The sequence below is a fragment of the Martinezella sp. CNPSo 3890 genome (assembly GCF_057784455.1).
Genome location: NZ_JBXSOR010000001.1, coordinates 930,467 through 955,817 on the forward strand (window position 1 = coordinate 930,467; position 25,351 = coordinate 955,817).

A 25,351-nucleotide genomic window follows, 5' to 3' on the forward strand; every position below is an offset into this window, starting at 1 on the left:
GGCTAGGCCGATGTTTTTGCCAGGTAGTTTTCCAGCCAATGGATATCGTAATCGCCGTTGGCGATATCCTGATTGGAAACCAGATCCTGGAAGAGCGGCAGGGTGGTCTTGATGCCGTCCACAACGAATTCGTCAAGCGCACGGCGCAGGCGCATCATGCATTCGACGCGGGTGCGCCCGTGTACGATGAGCTTGCCGATCAGACTGTCGTAGTAGGGAGGGATCCTGTAGCCCTGATAGGCACCGGAATCGATACGAACGCCAAGGCCGCCGGGCGCATGGAAATGCGTGATCGTGCCGGGCGAGGGGACGAAGGTGCGGGCATCTTCGGCATTGATACGGCATTCGATGGCATGGCCTTGGAAATGCACCTCGTCCTGCGTGACCGAAAGACCGCCGCCGGAAGCGACGCGAATCTGCTCGTGCACGAGGTCGATGCCGGTGATGGCTTCCGTGACCGGATGCTCCACTTGCAGACGGGTGTTCATTTCGATGAAGTAGAACTCGCCGTTCTCATAGAGGAATTCGATGGTGCCGGCGCCGCGATACTTCAGCTTCTTCATCGCGTCGGCGCAGATCTGGCCGATCTTCATGCGCTGCTCGACGTTGAGGGCTGGGGAGTTGGCCTCTTCCCAGACCTTCTGGTGGCGGCGCTGCAGCGAGCAGTCACGTTCGCCGAGATGGATCGCATTGCCTTCGCCGTCACCGAAAACCTGGATTTCGATGTGGCGCGGCTTGCCGAGGTACTTTTCCATATAGACGGATTCGTTGCCGAAGGCGGCTGCCGCTTCCGTGCGTGCCGTCGACCAGGCCTCGATCAGGTCTTCTTCCGTGCGGGCGACCTTCATGCCGCGGCCGCCGCCGCCGGCAGTTGCCTTGATGAGCACCGGATAGCCGATCTCGCGCGCTGTCTTCAGCGCATCCGCCTCGGTCTTCACTTCGCCATCGGAACCGGGAACGACCGGAATGCCGAGCTGCTGCGCCGTGGTCTTGGCGGTGATCTTGTCGCCCATGATGCGGATATGTTCCGCCGTCGGACCGATGAAGGTAATGCCGTGCGCCTCGAGAATATCGGCGAACTTGGCATTTTCCGACAGGAACCCATAGCCGGGATGCACGGCGTCCGCGCCGGTGATCTCGCAGGCGGCGACGATCTGATGGATATTGAGATAGCTTTCGCGCGACGGCGGCGGGCCGATGCAAACGCTCTCATCCGCAAGCCGTACATGCATGGCATCGGCATCGGCCGTGGAGTGCACCGCAACGCTCGCAATGCCGAGCTCCTTGCAGGCGCGCAGCACGCGCAGAGCGATCTCTCCGCGATTGGCTATGAGAATCTTCGAAATCATGGGCATCGGGCCGACCTTACTCGATGACGACCAGGGCTTCGCCGTACTCGACCGGACGGCCGTCCTGAACGAGAATTTCAGTCACCGTGCCGGATTTCGGAGCGGGGATCTGGTTCATCGTCTTCATTGCTTCGATGATGAGCAGCGTCTGACCTTCCTTGACGGATGCGCCGACCTGGATGAAGGCAGCCGAGCCCGGAGCCGGCGCCAGATAGGCTGTGCCGACCATCGGCGCGCTGACGACATTGTCGGGGTTGCGGGTCTTGCCGGCGGGAGCGGCGGCGGCCGGCGCTGCTGCGGCGGCAGCAGGAGCGGCGTAAGCGGCCGGGGCGGCAATCGGCGCCTGAACATACTGCGTCGTGCCGGCGCGCGACACGCGGATGCGCAAATCTTCCTGCTCGACTTCGATCTCGGTGAGATCCGTGTCGTTGAGAATATTGGCGAGATCGCGAATCAGCGCCTGGTCGATACCCGATTTCTTTTCAGCCATTGGATTTCTTGCCCTGTATTTTTGTTATTGGGTGATGGATTTCAGCGCTTGAAGCGCCAGGATGTAGCTATGAGGTCCGAAACCGCAGATCATGCCCTTTGCTGCGGGCGCAATCATCGATTTGTGCCGGAATTCTTCGCGTGCGTGGATATTGGAGATATGTACCTCCACGACGGGAATGGAAATAGCGCGGATCGCGTCATGCAGCGCGATGGACGTATGACCGTAGGCACCGGGATTGATCGCGACACCGGCGGCCTTGTCGCCGGCTTCGTGCATCCAGTCGACCAGCACGCCTTCGTGATTGCTCTGGCGGAAATCGACGATGAAGCCCAGGCTTTCACCTGCGGCCTTGCAGTCGGCTTCGATATCCTTGAGCGTCTTGCCGCCATAGATGCCCGGCTCGCGCTTGCCGAGAGCATTCAAATTGGGTCCGTTCAGGACGAAAATAGTTTGCGCCATTAGAGGTTCCGTCAAAGTGCAGCGCAACCTATAGACTCCCAAGGCTCTGTAGGAAAGCCCTGGCACGAAGGTTGCGTGCCTCTAGGTGTGGAAACGCCGCGATTTTGGCATTTTTGCGCCATGCTGTGTCGCGGCGCCGTTCCGAAGCTCGTAAAAAAGCGAATAGGCCACTTGCTTACCCGCTTTTGAGAGTGGGCTTTTGCGCCGTTCAGCAGCTCGTCTTGCCGCAGCTGCGAACGTTGGCGATCTTTTCCTTGATAGCATCGAGGCCGATCGCGCCCGAAACCATCTCGTTGCCGATGACATAGGCCGGCGTGCCCGTCACGTTGAGATCGGAGGCAAGCTGATAGGTCGCCTTGATCATGTCAGTGTTCGGCGCTTTTGCCATTTCGGCGCGGATGGCCGCTTCGCTGACACCGAGCGAGGTGGCGACATCGATGGCGGTGTCTTCGGAGGCGCGGCCGTCGCTGCCCAGCAGCTTGTGATGGAACTCGGCATATTTTTCCGGCGCGAGCAGGCGGAACGCGCTGGAGACCCGGGAAGCGGCAACTGAATCCTGACCGAGGATCGGGAATTCCTTCAGCACGAAACGAACATTCTTGTCCTGCTGCAGAAGCTTGTCCATATCGCCGAGCGCATGCCGGCAATAGGTGCAGTTATAGTCGAAGAATTCGACGACGGTGATATCGCCCTTCGGATTACCGATGGCCACGTCATCCTTGGAGTTGAAGATCGCATCCTTGTTCTGGGTGATCACCTGGGCCGATTGCGCAATGCGGGCTTCATCCTGTTTCTTTTCAAGCGCGGCCTGTGCATCCAGCAGTACCTCCGGGTGCTCGACGAGATATTCCTTGATGAAATCCCCGATTTCCTTCTTCTGCTGGTCGTCCAGCGCGGCGGCCGGCTGGATCGTGGCGAAGGACGCTGTCAGGGCAATCGCCGAAACCGTCAGCAGGCTTTTGAGAGAAAAGGTCATGGGGTCCTCGTTTGGATCTGGGCGGAGACGTCATTCTCGGATGCGCAATAACATCGTCGGGTTAACATCCGCAAATAAGCATCGACAATTTACGGTGCGTCCTTACTTCCAGAAACAGGAATTTTCACGACAAAGCCGCAATCGCAGGATTGTGAACGCGCCGATATTGCGGCAAATGTCGCTTGCCAATCCGATCCGAGAGAGAATTGACCTTGTTTTCCCTATCCAAGCGCAGCGATGTTGAACCCTTTCATGCCATGGATGTGCTGGCGGAAGCGACACGGCGTCGCCAGGCAGGGCATTCCGTCATCTCCATGGCGGTTGGACAGCCCTCGCATCCCGCGCCCCAAGCGGCGTTGGAGGCGGCGCGCGCAGCTCTTGGCCATGGCCGGATCGGTTATACGGACGCGCTCGGTACTCTGGCCCTGCGGCAGGCGCTTTCCGCCCATTACCAGGTACGCCACGACCTCAGCATCGATCCGAAGCGCATTGCGATCACGACAGGCTCTTCGGCCGGCTTCAATCTCGCCTTTCTGACACTGTTCGATGCCGGCGATAGCGTTGCCATCGCACGGCCGGGCTATCCGGCCTATCGCAATATCCTCGCCGCACTCGGTCTCGATGTTGTCGAGGTGCCGGTCACAGAGGAGACGCAGTTTACGTTAACGCCCGAGAGCCTCGAGGCAGTGCAGGCTGAAAGCGGTAAGCGCCTGAAGGGTGTGCTGCTCGCAAGCCCCGCCAATCCCACAGGCACGGTGACGGGCAGGGCGGCCCTGAAGGCGCTGGCTGATTATTGCGCGGATCGTTCTATCGCCTTCATCTCCGACGAGATCTACCACGGACTGACTTTCGTCGGTGAGGAGACGAGTGCGCTGGAGCTGACGGACGAGGCGATCGTCATCAATTCCTTCTCGAAATATTACTGCATGACCGGCTGGCGTATTGGCTGGATGGTCTTGCCGGAACGGCTCGTTCGTCCCGTCGAGCGCGTGGCCCAGAGCCTTTACATTTCCGCGCCGGAACTGTCGCAGATTGCCGCCGAGGCGGCGCTCGGGGCAGGCGCTGAACTGGATGTCTATCGCGAGAGCTACGGCCGCAACCGCGATTTCCTCCTGCGCCGGCTGCCGGAAATCGGCTTCCGTATTGCCTCGCCGATGGATGGCGCTTTCTACGCCTATGTCGATGTCAGCCGCTTCACGAACGACAGCATGGTCTTTGCGCAAAAGATGCTGGCCGAAATCAACGTCGCCGCCACGCCCGGCCTCGATTTCGATCCTGTGGAAGGACACCGCGCGATGCGTTTCTCCTATGCCGGCTCGAATGCCGAGATCGAGGAAGCCACCGAGCGCATGGCCGCTTGGCTGAAATAGAATCTACAATCAATGGTTTGCGCGAGCTTGCGGAAGCATTTTCGCAAGCGTGGAACCGCTGCGCTTTGGCTTCTTATGCAGCGTGAATGACGAATAAATCGCGCAACGGAAACGAAAAATCCGGCCGCGTTGCCACAGCCGGATTTTAAGTTCATCACGAATTGATCTTCTTAGAAGAAGCCGCGGCGCTGCCACCAGCCGGCCTTCTTCGGCTTGGTCGGCTCTCCGTCGCTCTCACCACCTTCATTGGCGCGGGTGGATTTCACCACCGGAGCGGAGGAGGAAACATTGGATTCGCGGTTGGCGCGCGCTGGCTTGGCCGTATCCTCAGCTGCTTCGGGCGTTGCCGCATCTGCCGAATTGTCCAGAACTTCGGCGATCTCGGCAACAGCCTCGATTTCGACATCCGTTGTGGGCGCGTCCCCGACGGTGGGCGTCTCGACCGGCGATGCCTCGACAGCCTTTGCCTTGCGGCGACCGCGGCCCTTGGCGGGCTTGACGTCTTCAGTGACGACGGCTGCCGTTTCGACCGCTGCCATGGCGGGCTGCGCCTCGACGGCGGCTTCGCCTTCGGCAACCGCGATCTCGGCCACCGTTACGGTTGCGTCGTCGCCGTCTTCTGCATCGTTCTCATCAACTTCGCCGGAACCGGCTTCCTCGCCTGCTGCAGTCTGTTCGTTGCCTTCGTTTTCACGATTGCGTCGGCCACCACGCTTGCCGCGACGACGGCGCTTGCGCTTCTGCTGTGTGTCATCGTCACTGCCGGTGGATGCGGTGTTTTCCGCACCAACATCAGCTTCGTCGTCGTCACCTTCTTCGCCGTCCGCATCCTCAGCGACACTGGCCGCTGAGCCTGCCTCGGAAGCCGGAGCGGCTTGGGTATCGTTGCCACGGCCGCGGCGCCGGCGGCGACGCTTGCGCTTGCGGTTGCCGTCATTGCCTTCGGAGCGAGCCGATGGCTGCTGCTCGGTGCTCGCAGCCTTTTCTTCCAGCTCTTCGTCTTCCTCCTCGTCCGTTTCGATGACGATATCGTCGTCATCGTCGTCCGGGATGGCTGCGAAGTTGAACAGGCTTTCGATCTTCACCGGATTGGCGACCGGCTCACCGCGGTCGATCGCGAAATGCTGTGTGCCGACGGCATTGTCGGCATCGATGACGATCGCGACGCCGAAGCGGCTTTCATAGTCGATGATCGTCTGCCGCTTGTGGTTGAGCAGATAGAGCGCAATGTCCGGCGTCGTGCGCACGGTGATGTCGTGCGTCGTGTTCTTGAGCAGATATTCCTCGATGCCGCGCAGGACATGCAGGGCAACGGAAGACTGCGAGCGCACGTGACCCGTGCCGCCGCAATGCGAGCAGATCTGCGTCGTGCTTTCAAGAACAGAAGCGCGGATACGCTGGCGCGACATTTCCAGAAGACCGAAGTGCGAGATACGGCCGACCTGGATGCGGGCGCGGTCGTTCTTCAGGCATTCCTTCAGCTTCTTCTCGACAGCGCGGTTGTTGCGCTTTTCTTCCATGTCGATGAAGTCGATGACGATCAGGCCCGCAAGGTCGCGCAGGCGCAGTTGCCGTGCGATTTCCTCGGCGGCTTCCAGGTTGGTCTGGAGCGCGGTGTCCTCGATCGAATGTTCGCGGGTCGAGCGGCCGGAGTTGACGTCGATCGAAACCAGCGCCTCCGTCTGGTTCATGATCAGATAGCCGCCCGAACGCAGTGTCACCTGCGGCTGCAGCATGCGGTCGAGCTGCGCCTCGATACCCGAGCGCGAGAAGATCGGGTGAATGTCGCGATAGGGCTGAACCACCTTGGCGTGGCTCGGCATCAGCATCTTCATGAAGTCTTTCGCTTCGCGATAGCCTTCTTCGCCGGCAACGATGATCTCGCCGATATCCTTGTTGTAGAGGTCGCGGATCGAGCGCTTGATCAGGCTGCCTTCTTCGTAGACGAGGCATGGCGCGGTCGAAGCCAGCGTCAGCGTGCGGACGTTTTCCCAAAGGCGCATCAGATATTCGAAATCGCGCTTGACCTCGACCTTGGTGCGGTTGGCACCGGCGGTACGCAGGATGACGCCCATGCCCTGCGGCACTTCGAGCATCTTGGCGATTTCCTTCAGGCGCTTGCGGTCCTGCGGATTGGTGATCTTGCGGGAGATACCGCCGCCGCGTGCCGTGTTCGGCATAAGAACCGAATAACGGCCTGCGAGCGAGAGATAGGTGGTCAGCGCCGCACCCTTGTTGCCGCGCTCTTCCTTGGCCACCTGCACCAGCAGGATCTGGCGGCGCTTGATGACTTCCTGGATGCGGTATTGCTTGCGCGGCTTGCGCTGGGCGCGATCGGGAACTTCTTCCATCGCGTCTTCGGCGCCGACGGATTCGATCACTTCTTCTTCGTGGTCATGATCGTCATCATCATCGTCGTCATCGTGGCGGCGCTTGGAGGTCGTGACGTCTTCTGAGATCGAATCGGTTTCGACCATTGCAGCCATTTCGCCGGACGGTCCTTCCTCTTCCTCGCTCGGCGCATCGACGGCAGCCGTTGCTTCGGGAGCTGGCGTCTCTTCGGCGGGCGCGTCCGCTACTGCCTTCTTGCGGCTGCGGCGCGGCTTTGCCTTCTTGGCCGGAGCTGCTTCTTCGGCGGCCGCGGCTGCCTCTGCGGCAGGGGCCTCTTCGCCGATCGCAGCCAGCACCTCGGCTTCTTCGCCTTCCTTCGCCACGATGCCGATATCGGGCTGTTCCTGCTGCGAAAGATCGAGCGCCGTCTCGACATGCTCGACATCATCGTCGCGGCGATGCTCCTCGGCCTCGGCCTTCAGCAGCGCCTGACGATCGGCGAGCGGGATCTGGTAGTAATCGGGATGGATTTCGGCAAAGGCCAGAAAGCCGTGCCGGTTGCCGCCGTAGTCAACGAAGGCGGCCTGAAGCGAAGGTTCTACCCGCGTTACTTTTGCAAGATAGATGTTGCCGCGAATTTGCTTCTTGTGCTGTGACTCGAAGTCAAACTCTTCTATGCGGTTCCCGCGAACGACAACGACGCGCGTCTCTTCCTCGTGAGACGCATCGATAAGCATTTTGTCTGCCATGAAAGCTGTGCTCCTCGGCGCAGACAACCGGATGGGGGCCTGCCTGTCGCTGGGACAGGCCGGATATGATCCGCAATTGTTGCACCGGATAATGAAAGTCGCGATTGGTTCGGCGATGACAGCATCCAGACGGCAGCCGGGGCATCAGTTCCCTGGGGTCTGTTGACTTTCTGAAAAAGCTGCTGCGGTAACATCCGTAACCAAGCGAGATCGACTATGCCTTAGACCCAAATGGGTCCGATGAATGTGCTCTCTAAAGAGCGTTTGGTGGCTCTCCACCGATGAATTTCCCGTTTGAAGCCGGAAATTCAGATATCCACTGTTTCGAGCAGAAGTACTGCAGACGGCGGATGAATGCCGCTTATTGGCGCCTGGTACTCGAGGCGGCTGCCTTTGCGACGACTCTATCCCGTCAACACTTCTACCCTAATATGCGTTGTATGTTTTATCTGTCACAATAGCAAGGGAAAAGCCAAGTATGCCATAATATTGATGGATTCGTCGGATGATGAGGACGCGGGAGGGTGTCTGGTCGATTCGTCTCCCGGCGCATCATCGATGCGGCCATCAGGTCAAACCTGGTTCCCGTTATTGGGACTTCAAAAACAACGTCGAAACCAATATGGGGCGCGTTGGTCACTTGGTAAAGGGATTACGGCATGTGGCGGAGAGTGGCGTGAGGGCTTTGCGATTTGCGGCAGCGGCCTTCGCTCTGGTGATTCTGGGTTCGGTTTCGACATTTGCGCCCGCCGCGGCGGCGGATGATTCCGTGCTCGCCTATGGTGCCCGCATTGCCGGTGATGATGCCCGCACACGTATCGTCATCGACATGGACCGCGCTCCCACCTTCACGGTTCATTATCTTGACAATCCTGTTCGCATCGTCGTCGATCTTCCGGCGACCGCATTCGGCTTTCCGACCGCCAATCTCAAGCCGACCGGCCTCTTCAAGGATATTCGCTACGGCACGATGGATGCGGACAGCGCCCGCATCGTGCTGACGGCAAAGAAACCGGTAAAGCTGGTCACGGCCAAGGTTCAGGCCGATGAAAGCGGCAAGGGGCAGCGCCTCGTGCTGGATGCCGAGATGCTGCCGGCGGAACAATTCGCAGAACTGGTGAAGAAGCAGAACTGGACGAGCGACGATACCGCCAAGGATGTCGGTCCGGTCGAGCCGACGCAGAAGGCCGATCCGAATGTGTTCCTCGTTGCCGTCGATGCCGGTCATGGCGGTATCGACGCAGGCGCAACCGGTACGGATGGCGTCACGCAGGAAAAGGATATCACGCTCGCATTTGCGAAGATGTTTGCCGACAAGCTGAACGCGCAGCCTGGGATCAAGGCCTTCCTGACGCGCGACAAGGATCAGTATCTATCCCTGTCCGAACGCGTGACGATCGCCCGCCAGAATCGCGCCTCGCTCTTCATCTCGCTGCATGCCGATACGCTGAAGCAGAAGGATATTCGCGGTGCGACCGTCTATACCATCTCGGACAAGGCGTCGGACCGGCTCGCCAGCGAAGTAGCCGATCGCGAAAACAACTCCGATCAGATCGCCGGCGCCGAGGCTCAGACGCAGCCGGCCGCCGTCAACGACATTCTGATGGATCTGACGCGCCGCGAGACACAGGCCTTCTCCATTTCACTGGCGCAAGACGTATTGTCCTCGTTCAACGGTCAGATCGCCATGATCAACAATCCGCATCGCCATGCCGGCTTCCAGGTTCTGACGGCGCCGGACGTGCCCTCGATCCTGCTTGAACTCGGCTTTCTCTCCAACAAGGAGGACGAAAAGCTGTTGCTCGATGCCGACTGGCGGCAGAAGGTCGCCGACCGGCTGACGGAAGCGGTGAAGCAGTATCGCGTATCGATTATCGCAAATGGCGGCTGACGGCTCCGAAGGGGCGATCCGCCGTGGCTTCCATGTAACAGCGATGTACTTTAGAACTGGATGAAATTGGAATGCTGGCGTCGGGCCCTATTTTGCTCACATTCCCGCCGTTACAGCGAAGTATCATTTGCTCGCGTATGAAGGACGGCATTGTCCCATTGCCGTCTTGCATTCACGCCGCGAGCGTGCAAAACGCCCGTGATTATGCGATGATCTCGCGCACGTGCAGCATGAAGAACAAGCACCGGTAGTATCAGATGATCAGACTGATTGGATATTTCTTTGGCCTGGGCTGCCTCCTGTTTCTGGGTGCTGCGGCTGCGGCTGCCATCTATCTGAGCGTGGTCTCGAAGGAACTGCCCGATTATGAGGTGCTTGCCAAATACGCGCCGCCGGTAACGACCCGCATTCACGCCGGCAACGGCGCGCTGATGAAGGAATATTCGCGCGAGAACCGGCTTTTCGTGCCGATCCAGGCCATTCCCGATCGCGTCAAGGCCGCCTTCCTTTCTGCCGAAGACAAGAATTTCTACAACCATCCCGGTGTCGATGTCGGCGGCCTTATCCGCGCCGTGGCCGTGAACTTGCAGAATATTGGGTCCGGCCGCCGCTTCGTCGGTGCGTCCACCATCACGCAGCAGGTCGCCAAGAACTTCCTGCTGTCCGCCGACCAGACGTTTGACCGTAAGATCAAGGAAGCGATTCTCTCCTTCCGCATCGAGCAGGCCTACAGCAAGGACAAGATCCTCGAGCTCTACCTGAACGAGATCTATTTCGGCCTGAACTCCTACGGTATCGCTGGTGCCGCGCTCACCTATTTCGACAAATCGGTCAACGAACTGACCATCGCTGAATCGGCCTATCTGGCCTCGCTTCCGAAAGGCCCGTCAAACTACAATCCGTTCCGCCGTGCCGAAGCAGCGCTCACCCGCCGCAACTGGGTGATCGATCGCATGGTCGAGAACGGCTATGTCAGCCAGAGCGACGGCGAAGAAGCGAAGAAGCAGCCGCTCGGCGTCGTGCCACCAAAGAGCGGCCCTTCGCTGTTTGCATCCGACTATTTTGCCGAAGAGGTTCGCCGCCAGCTCATCGACCAATATGGCGAAAAGACCCTATACGAAGGTGGCCTTTCCGTTCGCACATCCCTCGACCCGCAGATGCAGCTCGAAGCCCGCAAGGCGCTGCAGGATGGTCTGGTCGATTATGACGAGCGCCGCGGCTATCGCGGCCCAATCAAGCAGATTGCCACTTCGCAGGATTGGGGTGCCGAGCTCGCCAAGGTTCCAAGCCTGAGCGATGTGCCGGAATGGCAGGTCGCCGTCGTTCTTTCCGTATCGGATCAGGGTGTCGATATCGGACTGCAGCCGCGCGTCGATGCCGCAGGCAAGGTATCGACGGAGCGGACGCGCGGTACGATCGCTCCCGCCGACATGCGCTGGGCCTATCGCTCGGCCGGCGGCAAATCGGTCAAATCGCCAAGCGGCGTTTTGAGCCCCGGCGACGTGATTTACGTGCAGAAGAGCGGCAATGCCGATTCGAGCAGCTATCGCCTGCGTCAGCCGCCAAAGGTGCAGGGCGGTCTTGTTGCCATGGACCCGCATACCGGCCGCGTGCTCGCCATGGTCGGCGGCTTCTCCTATGCGCAATCAGAATTCAATCGCGCCACGCAGGCTAAGCGCCAGCCGGGTTCGTCCTTCAAGCCCTTCGTCTACGCGGCCGCCATGGATAACGGCTATACGCCGGCCTCCGTCATTCTGGACGATCCGCTGCAGATCACGCTCAGCAATGGCGATGTCTGGAAGCCGACGAATTACGAAGGCGAGGGCGGTGGCGTCCATACGCTTCGTTTCGCGATCGAACATTCGCGCAACCTGATGACGGTGCGTCTCGCTTCCGACATGGGCATGCCGCTGGTTGCCGAATATGCCGAGCGCTTCGGCATCTACGATCATATGAACCCGGTACTGGCCATGTCGCTCGGCGCCGGCGAAACGACGGTGCTGCGCATGGTTTCGGCCTATTCGGTCATCGCCAACGGCGGAAAGCAGATCAAGCCGACGCTCATCGACCGTATTCAGGACCGCTACGGCAAGACCATCTTCAGGCATGAGGAGCGCGTCTGCGACAATTGCAACGTCAGCGCCTGGCAGAATCAGGACGAGCCGGTCATCGCCGACAATCGCGAACAGGTGCTCGATCCGATGACGGCCTATCAGGTCACGTCGATGATGCAAGGCGTCATCATCCGTGGTACGGCGGCCGGCAAGATCAAGCTCAACACTGACGTCGCCGGCAAGACCGGCACCACCAACGATGAGAAGGATGCCTGGTTCGTCGGCTACACGCCGAGCCTCGTCGCCGGCCTTTATATCGGCTACGATACGCCGGCCACGCTCGGCCGCGGCGGCACGGGCGGCGCGCTTGCCGCTCCGATCTTCAACGAATTCATGCAGGCCGCCACGAAGGATGAGGCGCCGGAGAAGTTCCAGGTTCCGGCCGGCATGACGATGGTTGCGGTCAACCGCGCGACCGGCATGGCCGCGCAGCCCGGCGAGCCGAATGCCATCATGGAAGCCTTCAAGCCCGGCACCGGCCCAGCCACCAGCCTGCAGGTCATTGGCGGCGGCGATGCGGCGGCTCAGGTGGCGCCCGAGGAAATCCTCAGGACCTCGCCGCAGGCGAACCAGGCGGTCACCTCCGGATCCGGCGGTCTCTTCTGATCCGATCCTATTTGTCTGATCGACATGCCGCGGGGCTTTACACCAGCGGCATGTATATCTATGTCACCAGCACTCTTTGAATTGGATGACCGCTTGTCTTGAGCGGTGAACTGAAGAAGTGGGATTATGCGAGCCGAAATCGAGAAAGTAGTTGATGAAACCAAGCAGGCTATCACCCTGCTGAGGAGGCATCTTTGACTGGGACCAGGCGATAAGACGACTGGACTGGTTGAATAATAAGTCAGAGGATCCGACCCTCTGGAACGATGCTGCCGAGGCGCAGAAGCTGATGCGCGAGCGCCAGCAGCTTGACGATGGCATCAGCGGCGTGCGCGCGCTGGAACAGCAGCTTGCTGACAATGTCGAGCTGATCGAGCTTGGCGAAGAAGAAGGTGACGCTGATGTCGTTCGCGAGGCTGAAGAAGCGCTCAAGGGCTTGAAGGCGGAGGCCGCACGCCGGCAGGTGGAAGCCATGCTTTCGGGCGAGGCCGACGGCAACGATACCTACCTCGAAGTCCACTCCGGCGCCGGCGGCACCGAGAGCCAGGACTGGGCGAACATGCTTCTGCGCATGTACACCCGCTGGGCCGAGCGCCAGCGCTTTAAGGTGGAGCTGCTGGAAGTCCATGACGGCGAAGAAGCCGGCATCAAGTCCGCAACTCTGCTCGTCAAGGGCCACAATGCCTATGGCTGGCTGAAGACCGAATCGGGCGTGCATCGTCTCGTGCGCATTTCGCCCTATGACAGCAACGCGCGCCGCCACACGTCGTTCTCGTCGATCTGGGTCTACCCGGTCGTCGACGATTCGATCCAGATCGAGATCAACGAAAGCGATTGCCGTATCGATACCTATCGCTCGTCAGGCGCCGGCGGCCAGCACGTCAACACGACCGATTCGGCCGTCCGCATCACGCATATCCCGACGGGGATCGTCGTGCAGTGCCAGCAGGAGCGTTCGCAGCACAAGAACCGCGCCAAGGCGTGGGACATGCTGCGCGCCCGTATGTACGAGGCCGAATTAATGAAGCGGGAAGAGGCCGCCAATGCCGAAGCCGCCTCCAAGACGGACATTGGCTGGGGTCACCAGATCCGCTCCTATGTCCTGCAGCCTTACCAGTTGGTGAAGGATCTGCGCACCGGCGTTTCCAGCACGGCGCCGAGCGACGTTCTGGACGGTGATCTCAACGAGTTCATGGAAGCAGCCCTTGCGCATCGCATCAGCGGTGCTGCCGATGCCGTCATCGACGACGTCGAATAAGGTCGCATTCGTTCACGCATGAAAAAAGCCCCGTCTCCGGGGCTTTTTTCATGGTATATCCTGCCTGGCTGCCTCTGCCCTCCTGGGCTTGGCGCAGATGTCTCGCTCAGTCCGAGAATTGTTCCGCCAGGATCCTATCCGACCAAGACCTGTCTGGATCGGACAGAATGCGGGCCGTCGTATCTTCGCTCTGGCGGATCTGAATGCCGAGGACCGACTTAACTTCGGTATTGTCAGCGGCAGCGTTGACCGGACGCTTCTCCGCTTCGAGCACGGTGATGTCGACCGTCACTTTGTTCGGAAGCAGCGCGCCGCGCCAGCGGCGGGGACGGAAAGCGCTGACGGGCGTCATGGCAAGCAGCGGCGCTTCCAGCGGCAAGATGGGGCCGTGCGCGGAAAGATTGTAAGCGGTGGAGCCAGCCGGCGTCGTCACCATCAGCCCGTCGCAGATCAGTTCCGGCAGGCGGACCCGCCCATCGATCTCCACCTTCAGCTTTGCCGTCTGATAGGACTGACGAAACAGTGAGACTTCATTGATGGCGAGCGCGACACAGGAGCTGCCATCTGCATTGCGCGTCGTCATCTGCAGGGGGTGAAATGCGTTTTCGACAGCTGCTTCGATGCGCTCGGCCAAGCCATCCGTGCGGTAGTCGTTCATCAGGAAGCCGATGGAGCCGCGATTCATGCCATAGACGCGTTTGCCGGTGTTCATCGTCTTATGCAGCGTCTGCAGCATGAAGCCATCGCCGCCGAGAGCCACGACAATATCCGCATTTTCCTGCGGTGCCTGGCCGTAGAGGCGAATAAGCTCCTCCTGCGCCGCTTGGGCCTCTGGCGCGGTGGAGGCGAGAAAACAAACGGATTGAAGATTGCGCGGCATGCAATGTCCTCTGAATAGCGATTCTTCGTAATGTTATTCCCCTGCCGCGACAAGACGTTTCGCTCGAACTGGTGAATCGGTCGATCCCCAGCTTTAACGTGGATCGGCCGATTTTCCCTTTACAGGATTTCAAAGTCTGTTATTTGGCATGCCCATACGCCCTTGTAGCTCAGTTGGTAGAGCACCTGATTTGTAATCAGGGGGTCGCGGGTTCGAACCCTGCCGGGGGCACCATTTTTTCCTGAATATCGTCGATCGTTTCATCTCCGGTATGGAAAACCGGCGGCAACGACATAATATCTCTTTGCTAACGGGCTCCGAACGCTCGTCACAGTGATCAATCCCATATTCGTGTGCCTGGAACCATATGCCGAGCAAGCCCAAGAAGCCTAAACTCGAACACTCCGAGCTTTCGGGTGAATTCACCGACGATGGCGTGACTGTCCTGGTCGATATCTTTCGCCCGGCCGGCACCAATGCCGACTGGCGGATGGAGGTCATCACGCCGGAGGAAGACCTGATCGAATGGGAAGAGCCCTTCGCGACCGACCGCGAGGCATTCGACGAGTTCCTGGCGACGATTGCGCGCGACGGTATCCGGTCGTTCTTCGACGAAGCGGACCCTATGGTTCACTGAACCTACCGATAGGTCCTGGCGAGCGCATCAAATCGTCCCCGGTTCTTCGTGCATCCATTCGCCTGCCTGCTCGGGATTGTAGACGCATTTACAACATCGGAAATCGGCATACACTTCATCCATCTGTGGTGGGGAGGATACGTTCATGCGCGAGATATCGCGGCATGTCGTCTTGGGATTGCCGCTTGTCATGATCACGGCGTTCACAGGCGCATCAGCGTTGGCTGGTGAAAACTGCTACTGTAAAAATGCGGATGGAAAGCAGCATGCGGTCGGCGAGGTCGCCTGTATGACCGTCGGAGGGCGGAGCTACCTCGCGCAATGCGAGATGAACCTCAATGTCACCTCCTGGGCGAAGCTGCAGGATGGCTGCCCCGTTACCGAGAGGGTGCTTTGGCGCCAATCGGCCTGGCACCCGGCGGCGATGATCGTACGATAAGCATTACGCGCTTGATTTAGCGCTCGCGGTGAGCGTGCTTAGATATGCTTCAGCCGGCTTATTTGCGGACCAGCAGCAGCGGTTCGCCTTCCTCTTCCTCGGACTTCTGAAAACTGCCGTCGGGCTTCATATCAAAAGAGAGCGAGGAGCCATCGCTGCCCAGCATGACAAGTCCGAACCCTTCTGTCGCCCAAAGGGAAAGCTTGAGGTCGCCGACTTCGCCGGCGCAGTTGCCGCTCGATGACATCTTGGCGGTGCCGTCCTGATCCTTTTCGGTGGTGAGCGTGATATCGCAGACGGGCTTGCCGTCCGGCGTTTGGATGCGCCAGGCGCCGGCAAGGCTTTCGGTGGTCGGCACGTGATCGACATCGCCGAGCGCCGGCAGCAGCCAGGTCCGATCGCCGCCTTCGCTTTCCCATGGCGAGCCTTCCTCCTGCTGGAAGCGCATGAGAGGCTTGCCTCCACTATCCGCGATCGCCAGCGATCCGTCATCGGTGAAATTCCAGATCTTGGCTGCGGCGAGCGTGGGAAGTGGCGTCGCGCAGGCGTCCGCCCCCGTAACCTCGTAGCCGCCAGACACGGTATTCGTGCCGAAGGTAAGGCGGCAGCCCTTGGCGCCGTTTTCCGGCGCAACCAGCCAGACGCCGGCTTGCGCCTGGATCATTTCGTCATCGGCAGCGCGTGCCGGCTGGATCATTGTCAAGGCAAGGGCGGCGGCAATCGCCGCAGGACCAAGAAGACGGATCAAAGCAAATTCTCCCAACGTGCTGCGGCCGCCAAAGGCGCCACTATGATTTGAGATAGGACCGCGTCGCATATAGCGCGATCGCGGCTGCATTCGAGACATTCAGCGACTTGATGGCGCCTGGCATATCGAGCCGAGCGAGCGCATTCACCGTTTCCCGCGTTTTCTGGCGCAGGCCCTTGCCCTCGGAGCCGAGCACGAGGGCGATTTTGTCGCCGCTAAAGGTGCCTTCCAACGGAGCCGGACCTTCCGAATCGAGCCCGATGGTTGTGAAGCCGAGACGATGCAGTTCTTCGAGTGCATCGGCAAGATTGGTGATTTGTATATAAGGTATGAGCTCGAGCGCGCCCGAGGCCGATTTTGCCATTACGCCTGATTCCGTCGGGCTGTGGCGCTGCGTGGTAATGACCGCACCTGCATCGAAAGCGACGGCCGAACGCATGATGGCGCCAACATTGTGCGGATCCGTCACCTGATCGAGAACGAGCAGCAGCGGACTGTCTTTCAATGCCTCGAGGCGGCGCACGGGCAGGGGGCGCGTTTCCAACATGACGCCCTGATGGATCGCCTCCGGACCAAGCACCTTGTCGATATCCTGCGGCGAGACGATCTCGACCGGGATGCCGAGCTGCTCGGCCGGGCCGACTTCCAGCCGTACCAGCGCATTCTGAGTGGCCGACAGCTTGACGTTCTTGCGCTGTGGGTTGGTCAGCGCCGCGCGAACCGTATGCAGGCCATAGAGAAAGACCTGGTCGGGCGCGAGCGCCGGCGGCTTCCAATCGTCAGCGCCGGCCTTCTTGCGTTTCTGCGGCGTCGGCGTCGGTATCTCGCCACGCTCGCGCTTGGCATCGCGATGCGCGCGGCGCAGCGTTGCATAATGAGTGTCCTTGGCCGAGCGATCGCCGGCGGTGCTATCTTGGCCCTGACGGCCGGATGATTTGTCTTTGCTCATGCGGCTTTATAACCAGCGCCTTCCTGAGCGCCTAGCCTCTTTCAGTGCCGGGCTTTTCCCACAGGCTGAAATTTTTTCGTCAATTTTGGCAATTCCTTGTGTTGACAGACGGAAATCGTCCGGTCATATACGCGGCGCAGATGACGGCGGCGACGCCAACGTCTAGCAAGCTTGGTCGCAAGATCCAGTCGGAAAACTGGAGGGATGCCCGAGTGGTTAAAGGGGACGGACTGTAAATCCGTTGGCTCAGCCTACGTTGGTTCAAATCCAACTCCCTCCACCATTCCGAGCCGGATCTTGACCATCCCGCGGGTATAGCTCAATGGTAGAGCAGCAGCCTTCCAAGCTGAATACGCGGGTTCGATTCCCGCTACCCGCTCCAAGATTTTCAAATCGTTGCTTGCTGATTGTCTCCCCTCGTGGTTGAGCGATCCTGTTGTTTGCCTCCCGGTTACCCCTCGTGCAAATGCGCCTTTCATTTCCATACTCGCTCTGGTGCAGTCTTTGCATATTTGACATGAAGGGTTGCTTATATTCGCGCGAGCGATACATATTGCTCGAGCAACCGAAACGGGAGAGCGAAAATGAGTATCTTCGACAAGATCAAGGGTGCAATCTGGGGTGAGGCGAAGGCTGCAGAGGCTGCTCCTGCACCGACGACGACAGCTGCAACTGACAATCCGGCGCCTGCGCCGACGCCGGCTCCTTCAGCGACGACGGCAGCAACGTCGCCGGCGACCAGTGCTCCAGCCGCTCCAGTGGATATCGCCTCGATCCTCGATGCCGCCGTCAAGAAGAGCGGACAGAAGCTGGACTGGAAACATTCCATCGTCGACCTGATGAAGGCACTCGGCATGGATGCGAGTCTTTCCGAGCGCAAGGAATTGGCGCAGGAACTCGGCTATACCGGCGATGCCGGCGATTCCGCCAAGATGAACATGTTCCTCCACAAGGCTCTTCTGAAGAAGCTCGCGGATAATGGCGGCAAGGTACCGGCCGATCTTCTCGATTGATTGTCTTTCGTCCTGCGGTTGGCAATGCGCTTACCGCCGGATAGCATGCCACATCAACCATGATTGCGTCCGATAGTTGCGCGCTCCCGCCGATGGGCGAGGGCGCGTTTTGCTGTGCAGTGGCCAGATCTCCGAGGCTCTAAGGCGGAACATCTGGAATTCCTCCTCAGCGTTCCTATCTAAGCGCTTGAACCGGCAAATGCTTTTACATCTTACCGGATCGGCCGGCGAAGCTTGCGCGGCAAAGGAATGCCGAGCGCTGCGGATCATACGTCATCGGCCGGACTTTGCCGGGAATAGGGCCTGCAATTAAGTCTTGCGCAAACGCAACGAAAGCCTTAAACGGCGGCACTAAACCGGTTCGCCGGGGTCACTCATTACGTTCACAGGAAGCATTCAAATGGCAAAGAGTAAGTTTGAGCGCAATAAGCCGCACGTTAACATCGGGACGATCGGTCACGTTGACCACGGCAAGACGTCGTTGACGGCAGCGATCACGAAGTACTTCGGCGAGTTCAAGGCGTATGACCAAATCGACGCGGCTCCGGAAGAGAAGGCTCGCGGCATCACGATCTCGACGGCCCACGTTGAATACGAGACGCCGAACCGTCACTATGCGCACGTTGACTGCCCCGGCCACGCCGACTACGTCAAGAACATGATCACGGGTGCCGCCCAGATGGACGGTGCGATCCTGGTTTGCTCTGCTGCTGACGGCCCGATGCCGCAGACGCGCGAGCACATCCTGCTCGCCCGCCAGGTTGGCGTTCCGGCGATCGTCGTGTTCCTGAACAAGGTCGACCAGGTTGACGACGCCGAACTTCTCGAGCTCGTCGAGCTCGAAGTTCGCGAACTTCTGTCGTCCTACGACTTCCCGGGCGACGACATCCCGGTCGTCAAGGGTTCGGCGCTTGCAGCTCTTGAAGATTCGGACAAGAAGATCGGCGAAGACGCGATCCGCGAGCTGATGGCTCAGGTTGACGCCTACATCCCGACGCCTGAGCGTCCGATCGACCAGCCGTTCCTGATGCCGATCGAAGACGTGTTCTCGATCTCTGGTCGTGGTACGGTTGTGACGGGCCGCGTCGAGCGTGGCGTGATCAAGGTTGGTGAAGAAGTCGAGATCGTCGGCATTCGTCCGACGTCGAAGACGACGGTTACCGGCGTTGAAATGTTCCGCAAGCTGCTCGACCAGGGCCAGGCCGGCGACAACATCGGCGCGCTGATCCGCGGTGTGAACCGTGACGGCGTCGAGCGTGGTCAGATCCTGTGCAAGCCGGGTTCTGTCAAGCCGCACAAGAAGTTCAAGGCTGAAGCCTACATCCTGACGAAGGAAGAAGGCGGCCGTCATACGCCGTTCTTCACGAACTACCGTCCGCAGTTCTACTTCCGTACGACTGACGTGACGGGCATCGTGACGCTTCCGGAAGGCACGGAAATGGTTATGCCAGGCGACAACGTCACGGTTGACGTCGAGCTGATCGTTCCGATCGCGATGGAAGAAAAGCTTCGCTTCGCGATCCGCGAAGGCGGCCGTACCGTCGGTGCAGGCATCGTTGCCTCCATCGTCGAGTAATCCCAGGATTATTCCTTTATAAGAGGGCCTCGCTGGAAACAGCGGGGCCTTTTTGCATTGGGAGATGGTGCATGAGCCTGATCATTCTGACCGGCGCATCTGGTTCGGGAAAGACTGCTATCGCGGAGGCAATAGCCAGGGACCACGCGCGAAGGTTAGCCGTCTATCATTTCGACAGCATCGGCGTACCGTCGCTTGATGCTATGGTCAGGGATCATGGTTCGCCCGAGGCCTGGCAGCGCGACAAGACCATCGAATGGCTGGAACGGCTTGTGCCGCAAGCGCAGAAGGGCAGGGCCATTCTTTTCGAGGGGCAGATGCGCCCATCCTTCGTCATCGAAGCTGCCGTGGCTGCCAGGGCCGATGACTATCGCCTCATATTGATCGATTGCGATGATGCAACGAGGACACATCGCTTGTCCGCTGAGAGAGGTCAGCCGGAACTTGCCGATGCGAACATGATGAATTGGGCCGCTTATCTGCGCCGCGAAGCCCAAGCATCCGGTCTTGAGATTCTCGATACGAGCCATCTTTCGCTCAGGCAGAGTGTGGATAATGTGCTGAGGCACCTGCTCGATTAGTCGGAGGATATTGTCACCCGCCGGCGATATTTTTCGTTGATCCGAAATTCGGCCTTCGCGCGGCGCACGATATCGGCAACGAAATCGCTTTTGCCACCGGTGTAGTGGTTCCAGTCGCCATTGGCCTCTTCGGCCAGACGCCGTTTCAAGGTCGCATAATCCGCCGTACGTTCGGGATGGGTGCGCAAATAATCGCAAAATAGAAGGCGCTCCCGATGGGCCTCGTTATCAGGCAGACAAAGATAAAGTCGCGTGCCGTAAGGCATCTCATCCCTAGTGAAAGCCCATCGGCCGGCTCTGTGAAGATCGCCGTGAAAGCGATATCCGTCTTCTCTCAAACGCTCCGTCGCGTCGAGTCTTGCGTCTTCCGAGAAAAGGACCGCATCGATATCGAGTTTCGGTTTGGCGCATAGTCCGGCGATGGCAGTGCTGCCGATATGATGAAACGTGGCGGGATGGCCAAGCAGCAGGCCAATTGCCCTGCTTCTGTCTTCGAAGAGAAAGGGCCATTGCGGATCATATTCAACAAGCGTGATCGGCGGCACCCCACTCATCTCCTTTCGTCCTGTTTGACACGCGGCATATGCTTTACCGAGTCGTCCCGTTTATTTTGCCGGGAAAATGGGAGGTCACCAAGCCGTGTCTTGCGAAACGGATACAAGGGCCTATTTATCGCTCGATTTTATCCGGAGGAGATTTCATGAAGAAACGTATTTTGTTCACGGGCGGCAGCGGCAAGGCTGGACGTCACGCGGTTCCTTGGCTGGTCGATGTCGGCTATGAGGTCCACAATGTCGATCTCGTGCCGCTGAATAGCCCTGGCGTCACCAACCTGCAGGCCGATGTCACCGATGCGGGACAGGTCTATAATGTCCTGACCATGCATCGTGATTTTCCCGATCTCGGTGAAGGCAAGGGTGTGCAGCCTTTCGATGCCGTCGTGCATTTCGCCGCCATTCCGCGCATTCTGATCAAGCCGGACAATGAGACCTTTCGCATCAACACGATGAGCACTTATAACGTCATCGAAGCGGCGGCAAAGCTCGGTGTGAAGAAGATCATTATCGCCTCCAGCGAGACGACCTATGGTGTCTGCTTCGCCGAAGGTCATCGCGACTTCCATCAGTTCCCGCTGGAGGAGGACTATGACGTCAATCCGATGGATTCCTATGGCCTGTCCAAGGTCGTAAACGAGAAGACGGCTCGGGCTTTCGCTGAGCGTTTCGGTATCGATATCTACGCGCTGCGTATCGGTAATGTCATCGAGCCGCATGAATATGAGCGGTTCCCCGAGTTTTTCGCCAACAGCGAAATCCGCAAGCGCATTGCCTGGAGCTATATCGACGCTCGCGATCTCGGCCAGATCGTTCATCTCTGCATCGAGAAGAACGGCCTCGGCTTCCAGGTGTTCAATGCCGCCAACGACACGGTTTCGGCCAATACGCCCTCGCGCGAACTTGCCGCCAAGCATTTTCCGAATGTGCCTTTCACCCGCGAGATCGGCGAATATGAGGGACTGCTATCCAATCGCAAGATCCGCGAGGTTCTGGGCTTCAAGGAAGAGCACGACTGGCGGAAATATGTGAAGGTTTGAGGGCGCGCAGCTCATGCGATCGGCCGGGCGCTTTGTGTTGGCGCCTGGCAAAGGCATCGATCCAGAGTAGGGTGCCTCTCCATTTGTTACGCAACAAAACCAAAAATGCTTCCCCAAACACTCGACAAATACAGCCGTTTATTTAAGTAGGGTTGCGTTCGCGAAGCATCTCCTAGAGATTGCAGCGCATGGTTCGGTATATCCGCGCGCCTGTTTCGAACCAGCGCCCTCCGGCTGATGGGCCTTGAGGGTGAGCAGCGTGCGATTTGCGTCGCGACGAAAGATAATAGCCGGCTGGCCTGCAGGCGCTTAGCCGTTTCGGAGGTATCATGAAGGATAATGTTGCACGTATTTTCGTCGGGTTCGATTCCAAGGAGGTCGTGGCCTATCACGTCCTGACCCAGAGCATCATCGAGCGCTCGTCTATTCCGGTGGTCTTCTCGCCGATCGTGCTCAACAATCTCGAGGGCATCTTCACCCGCGAGCGCAATCCGCTGCAGTCGACAGAATTTTCCTTCTCGCGCTTCCTCGTGCCTTACCTCAGCGATTACCAGGGGTGGAGCATCTTCATGGACTGCGACATGCTCGCCCGCGCCGATATCGCCGAGCTTTGGGCGCTGCGCGACGATCGTTATGCCGCCATGTGCGTCAAGCACGACTACCAGCCAAAGATCGAAACCAAGTTCCTCGGCCAGACGCAGACGAAGTATGAAAAGAAGAACTGGTCCAGCATGATCCTGTTCAACAACGCCAAGTGCACGGCGTTGACGAAGGATTTCGTCAATACGGCGACGGGCCTTCAGCTTCATCAGTTCAAGTGGCTGGAGAACGACGATCAGATCGGTGAGGTGCCGGTCGTCTGGAACTATCTCGTCAACGAATACGATTATCGCGAAGATGCGAAGCTCGTGCATTTCACCGATGGCGGCCCATATTTCGACGAATACCGCAACGACGACTACGCCGAAGAATGGTTCGCCATGCGCGACCGCATGCTGCACGTCCAGCAGAAGTGAGCGATTTGGATCATAAGACGACCGGAAATATTGAGGTCGGCATACCGGCCGCGGGTTCCGCGGCTGGTTTGAGCAGCACCGACGAATGGCGGACCATATTGATGGGGTTTTCCCATATCGTCCTGGTCGCCAATAGCGATGCGGTCGATATCTCAAGCCTGCAGGCGCAGTTTCCTGAGACTGCGCTCTTCGTCTTCTTCAACAAGGTCTACAAGGTTCTGGATCGCCCGTTCCATGGGCATTCACTGCTGATCTCTCGTGGCCAGCCGCGGGGCGCCAACATCGTCTATCGCGGCGAAGTGGGCGAGGTGGTCAAATTCTTTCCGAAGGAATATTTCCTTGGCATCATGAATATCCGCCTCGGTCCGGAAGAGAAGCTCAATCCCGCCGCCGATTTTCAGGGGGCACCGACTGGCCATCTCGATCTCGTCGGCTTCTGCTCCGATTTCTATACGGAGGGCAAGACGCCGACGAGCGGCTTTGCCATGGCTCTGTGGCTCAGCGATCTGAAATTGCCCGGCAAGATCGTACTTGCCGGCTTCTCGGCCCGGCGCAGTCAGAAGTGGAGGGTGGTTTCCGCCCACGATTGGAGTTTCGAGCAGACCTTTCTGCGCTTGTTTACGCGGCTGGGAAAGATCACCATCCATGGTGGGATCGCACTGAACCCTTATATCGGCCTTGCCCAGCGCTTCACGGAGGTGCCTCCGGACGAGATTGCCTTGGCTGCAGCCGAGGTTTTGTCTGAGCGGCTCGGAAATACCGACGCCGAAATAGACAAGCTGATCTCCCTGACCAATGTGATTCGCTCCGCTGACAATTTTATGCGTCGCCTCAGGCCGAAATTTCTGAAGCGCAAGCCGAAAGGTTCTCCCGGAGAGTAATGAGGGCGAGGGGGCATCCTTTCCGCAGGATTCGCGGCCGATTTGATCGTCTGGCAGATTCGTCCGCTCGGACATGTCTCATGTGAAGTTGCGGGCTCTATTGGGAAAAAGCAAAAAACGCTCTTGCCAATCGTTTCGTCCCGCCTTAAAGGGAGCGCCATGTCTTCGAACTGCTCGGGCGGTCCACCGCCTGGAGCGAATATTCGAAGGAAGAAGGGGTATAGCTCAGTTGGTAGAGCGGCGGTCTCCAAAACCGCAGGTCGTAGGTTCGAGCCCTGCTGCCCCTGCCATTTTCCTTGATTTGACTGGCGCGTCGTTTCGCAGCTTCTTGGGTTGAGGGTCATGCCGGTTTGTCGGCAAATTTTAGAAAACACCGTATTGCCTCTTGTTAAATCGGGAATCGGTGTTTATGTAGGGTTTAACAGACACGCGGTGCGTGGGGCTGATATGTTCAGCTTTACGCGCCGTAATTGCGTGGGCAGTCAATGGCATCCAAAACGAATCCACTAGCGTTTCTGCGGCAGGTGCGCTCCGAGACGTCGAAAATCACTTGGCCCTCGCGTCGCGAGACGATGATCTCGACGGTGATGGTGCTCGTCATGGTCGTTTTCGCCTCGCTGTTTTTCTTTGCTGCCGACCAGCTCATTGGCTGGATTCTCAGCTACGTGCTGAATACCGGCAACTGATATCGGGTGGAGATGAACATGGCGGCACGTTGGTACATCGTCCACGCTTATTCTAATTTCGAAAAGAAAGTGGCTGAATCCATCGAGGAGAAGGCCAGGCAGAAGGGTCTCGAGCATCTGTTCGAGAAGATCCTTGTGCCGACCGAAAAGGTTGTTGAGGTTCGTCGCGGCCGCAAGGTCGACAGCGAGCGCAAGTTCTTCCCGGGTTACGTGCTCGTGCGCGCCAACCTGACGGATGAAGCTTACCACCTGATCAAGAATACGCCGAAGGTCACTGGCTTCCTCGGCTCCGACAATAAGCCCGTTCCGATTCCGGATTATGAAGCCGAGCGCATTCTCGGTCAGGTCCAGGAAGGCGTCGAGCGGCCGAAGGCTTCTGTATCCTTCGAGATTGGCGAGCAGGTCCGCGTATCCGACGGTCCGTTCGCATCGTTCAACGGCACGGTTCAGGATGTGGACGAAGAGCGTTCGCGCCTGAAGGTGGAGGTGTCGATTTTCGGCCGCGCTACGCCGGTCGAGCTGGAATACAGCCAGGTCGAGAAGGTCTGATTGTCATTTCTACGAAAGGTTGGCCTGGCGGCTGGCCTTTTGTTCGAGTTTGGATATAAGCAAATGCTTGCTTATGTCTTGCGGCCAAGCCGCAATCCGCGTGGAAGGGTAGGGTCTTAGCCGGGCCTGGCGATCCGCACCACGCAACCGCAGCCGCCGGAGCGATCCGGCATAGTAGGCCGGGCAACCGGTCATGTAGAAAGGCA

General features: G+C 58.9%; 23 protein-coding genes and 4 tRNA genes. 18 read left to right on the forward strand and 9 right to left on the reverse strand.

Going from position 1 to position 25,351, the window contains the following annotated elements:
- Positions 1-2: 2 nt before the first annotated feature.
- From accC to AC13RC_RS04555, 4 genes are all read right to left on the reverse strand, one after another.
- Entirely contained in the window at positions 3-1,355 is a 1,353-nt protein-coding gene (gene accC / locus AC13RC_RS04540) for an acetyl-CoA carboxylase biotin carboxylase subunit (protein ID WP_173002541.1), read from the reverse strand.
- 10 nt (positions 1,356-1,365) lie between these two features.
- Positions 1,366-1,839: an acetyl-CoA carboxylase biotin carboxyl carrier protein gene (accB, locus tag AC13RC_RS04545; RefSeq protein WP_069614925.1), complete on the reverse strand. Its 474-nt coding sequence runs from the start codon at positions 1,837-1,839 to the stop codon at positions 1,366-1,368.
- A 24-nt stretch (positions 1,840-1,863) separates the two neighbouring features.
- Positions 1,864-2,301 carry a type II 3-dehydroquinate dehydratase gene (gene aroQ / locus AC13RC_RS04550; protein ID WP_069614924.1) on the reverse strand — a complete coding sequence of 146 codons (438 nt, stop codon included), beginning with the start codon at positions 2,299-2,301 and terminating at the stop codon, positions 1,864-1,866.
- A 208-nt stretch (positions 2,302-2,509) separates the two neighbouring features.
- The gene (locus AC13RC_RS04555) at positions 2,510-3,277 is read right to left on the reverse strand and encodes a DsbA family protein (RefSeq protein WP_069614923.1); all 768 of its coding nucleotides are present in this window, start codon (positions 3,275-3,277) and stop codon (positions 2,510-2,512) included.
- Between the two features lie 212 nt (positions 3,278-3,489).
- On the opposite strand from AC13RC_RS04555, the gene AC13RC_RS04560 reads away from it, so the two are divergent.
- A complete protein-coding gene (locus AC13RC_RS04560) occupies positions 3,490-4,647 on the forward strand; it encodes a pyridoxal phosphate-dependent aminotransferase (RefSeq protein ID WP_488556753.1) in 1,158 nt (385 codons plus the stop codon).
- 170 nt (positions 4,648-4,817) lie between these two features.
- Here AC13RC_RS04560 and AC13RC_RS04565 read toward each other — a convergent pair whose 3' ends face one another.
- Entirely contained in the window at positions 4,818-7,727 is a 2,910-nt protein-coding gene (locus AC13RC_RS04565; RefSeq protein WP_488556600.1) for an Rne/Rng family ribonuclease, read from the reverse strand.
- Between the two features lie 640 nt (positions 7,728-8,367).
- On the opposite strand from AC13RC_RS04565, the gene AC13RC_RS04570 reads away from it, so the two are divergent.
- The 3 genes from AC13RC_RS04570 (at position 8,368) to prfB (ending at position 13,596) form a co-directional block, all read left to right on the forward strand.
- Positions 8,368-9,618, forward strand: coding sequence for an N-acetylmuramoyl-L-alanine amidase (locus AC13RC_RS04570; protein ID WP_488556754.1), 1,251 nt, complete (start codon positions 8,368-8,370; stop codon positions 9,616-9,618).
- A 257-nt stretch (positions 9,619-9,875) separates the two neighbouring features.
- Positions 9,876-12,338: a penicillin-binding protein 1A gene (locus tag AC13RC_RS04575; RefSeq protein ID WP_113328935.1), complete on the forward strand. Its 2,463-nt coding sequence runs from the start codon at positions 9,876-9,878 to the stop codon at positions 12,336-12,338.
- 126 nt (positions 12,339-12,464) lie between these two features.
- Positions 12,465-13,596 (forward strand): peptide chain release factor 2 gene (gene prfB, locus AC13RC_RS04580; RefSeq protein ID WP_112723143.1). Its coding sequence is split into 2 segments (ribosomal slippage): positions 12,465-12,533 and positions 12,535-13,596, totalling 1,131 coding nucleotides; the frame shifts between segments, so codons are not numbered across the junction.
- A 106-nt stretch (positions 13,597-13,702) separates the two neighbouring features.
- Here prfB and AC13RC_RS04585 read toward each other — a convergent pair.
- Complete coding sequence (locus AC13RC_RS04585; RefSeq protein ID WP_113351540.1) at positions 13,703-14,476, reverse strand: NAD kinase; 774 nt, start codon at positions 14,474-14,476, stop codon at positions 13,703-13,705.
- Positions 14,477-14,634: 158 nt separating this feature from the next.
- On the opposite strand from AC13RC_RS04585, the gene AC13RC_RS04590 reads away from it, so the two are divergent.
- From AC13RC_RS04590 to AC13RC_RS04600, 3 genes are all read left to right on the forward strand, one after another.
- A tRNA-Thr gene (locus AC13RC_RS04590) sits at positions 14,635-14,710 on the forward strand.
- Positions 14,711-14,843: 133 nt separating this feature from the next.
- Positions 14,844-15,113 (forward strand): hypothetical protein, encoded by a 270-nt coding sequence (locus AC13RC_RS04595; RefSeq protein ID WP_069614918.1) that lies wholly within the window; start codon positions 14,844-14,846, stop codon positions 15,111-15,113.
- Between the two features lie 145 nt (positions 15,114-15,258).
- On the forward strand, positions 15,259-15,552 hold the full coding sequence (locus AC13RC_RS04600; protein ID WP_145320325.1) for a hypothetical protein: 294 nt from the start codon (positions 15,259-15,261) through the stop codon (positions 15,550-15,552).
- A 58-nt stretch (positions 15,553-15,610) separates the two neighbouring features.
- Here AC13RC_RS04600 and AC13RC_RS04605 read toward each other — a convergent pair whose 3' ends face one another.
- Positions 15,611-16,300, reverse strand: a complete 690-nt coding sequence (locus AC13RC_RS04605) for an AprI/Inh family metalloprotease inhibitor (RefSeq protein WP_145320323.1) — start codon at positions 16,298-16,300, stop codon at positions 15,611-15,613.
- A gap of 40 nt (positions 16,301-16,340) precedes the next feature.
- On the reverse strand, positions 16,341-17,249 hold the full coding sequence (gene rlmB / locus AC13RC_RS04610) for a 23S rRNA (guanosine(2251)-2'-O)-methyltransferase RlmB (RefSeq protein ID WP_152094268.1): 909 nt from the start codon (positions 17,247-17,249) through the stop codon (positions 16,341-16,343).
- A gap of 198 nt (positions 17,250-17,447) precedes the next feature.
- Between rlmB and AC13RC_RS04615 the strand changes: the two genes are divergently transcribed.
- The 5 genes from AC13RC_RS04615 to AC13RC_RS04635 all read left to right on the forward strand — a co-directional run bounded on the left by AC13RC_RS04615 (position 17,448) and on the right by AC13RC_RS04635 (position 20,419).
- Positions 17,448-17,532, forward strand: a tRNA-Tyr gene (locus AC13RC_RS04615).
- Positions 17,533-17,557: 25 nt separating this feature from the next.
- Positions 17,558-17,631, forward strand: a tRNA-Gly gene (locus tag AC13RC_RS04620).
- Between the two features lie 202 nt (positions 17,632-17,833).
- A complete protein-coding gene (locus AC13RC_RS04625; protein WP_488556601.1) occupies positions 17,834-18,262 on the forward strand; it encodes a DUF3597 domain-containing protein in 429 nt (142 codons plus the stop codon).
- Between the two features lie 400 nt (positions 18,263-18,662).
- On the forward strand, positions 18,663-19,838 hold the full coding sequence (tuf, locus tag AC13RC_RS04630) for an elongation factor Tu (RefSeq protein WP_095434658.1): 1,176 nt from the start codon (positions 18,663-18,665) through the stop codon (positions 19,836-19,838).
- A gap of 71 nt (positions 19,839-19,909) precedes the next feature.
- On the forward strand, positions 19,910-20,419 hold the full coding sequence (locus AC13RC_RS04635) for an AAA family ATPase (protein ID WP_488556602.1): 510 nt from the start codon (positions 19,910-19,912) through the stop codon (positions 20,417-20,419).
- Here the strand turns inward: AC13RC_RS04635 and AC13RC_RS04640 are convergent.
- Complete coding sequence (locus AC13RC_RS04640; RefSeq protein ID WP_488556755.1) at positions 20,416-20,964, reverse strand: GrpB family protein; 549 nt, start codon at positions 20,962-20,964, stop codon at positions 20,416-20,418. The genes AC13RC_RS04635 and AC13RC_RS04640 overlap by 4 nt on opposite strands.
- A gap of 155 nt (positions 20,965-21,119) precedes the next feature.
- On the opposite strand from AC13RC_RS04640, the gene AC13RC_RS04645 reads away from it, so the two are divergent.
- The 6 genes from AC13RC_RS04645 (at position 21,120) to nusG (ending at position 25,145) form a co-directional block, all read left to right on the forward strand.
- Positions 21,120-22,013, forward strand: coding sequence for an NAD-dependent epimerase/dehydratase family protein (locus AC13RC_RS04645; protein ID WP_488556603.1), 894 nt, complete (start codon positions 21,120-21,122; stop codon positions 22,011-22,013).
- Positions 22,014-22,342: 329 nt separating this feature from the next.
- A complete protein-coding gene (locus AC13RC_RS04650; protein WP_069614840.1) occupies positions 22,343-23,029 on the forward strand; it encodes a glycosyltransferase family protein in 687 nt (228 codons plus the stop codon).
- A 5-nt stretch (positions 23,030-23,034) separates the two neighbouring features.
- On the forward strand, positions 23,035-23,910 hold the full coding sequence (locus AC13RC_RS04655) for a 3-deoxy-manno-octulosonate cytidylyltransferase (RefSeq protein ID WP_488556604.1): 876 nt from the start codon (positions 23,035-23,037) through the stop codon (positions 23,908-23,910).
- A gap of 214 nt (positions 23,911-24,124) precedes the next feature.
- Positions 24,125-24,200, forward strand: a tRNA-Trp gene (locus tag AC13RC_RS04660).
- 195 nt (positions 24,201-24,395) lie between these two features.
- Positions 24,396-24,596, forward strand: coding sequence for a preprotein translocase subunit SecE (gene secE / locus AC13RC_RS04665; RefSeq protein WP_069614841.1), 201 nt, complete (start codon positions 24,396-24,398; stop codon positions 24,594-24,596).
- Between the two features lie 18 nt (positions 24,597-24,614).
- A complete protein-coding gene (gene nusG / locus AC13RC_RS04670) occupies positions 24,615-25,145 on the forward strand; it encodes a transcription termination/antitermination protein NusG (protein WP_004123460.1) in 531 nt (176 codons plus the stop codon).
- Positions 25,146-25,351 lie beyond the last annotated feature (206 nt).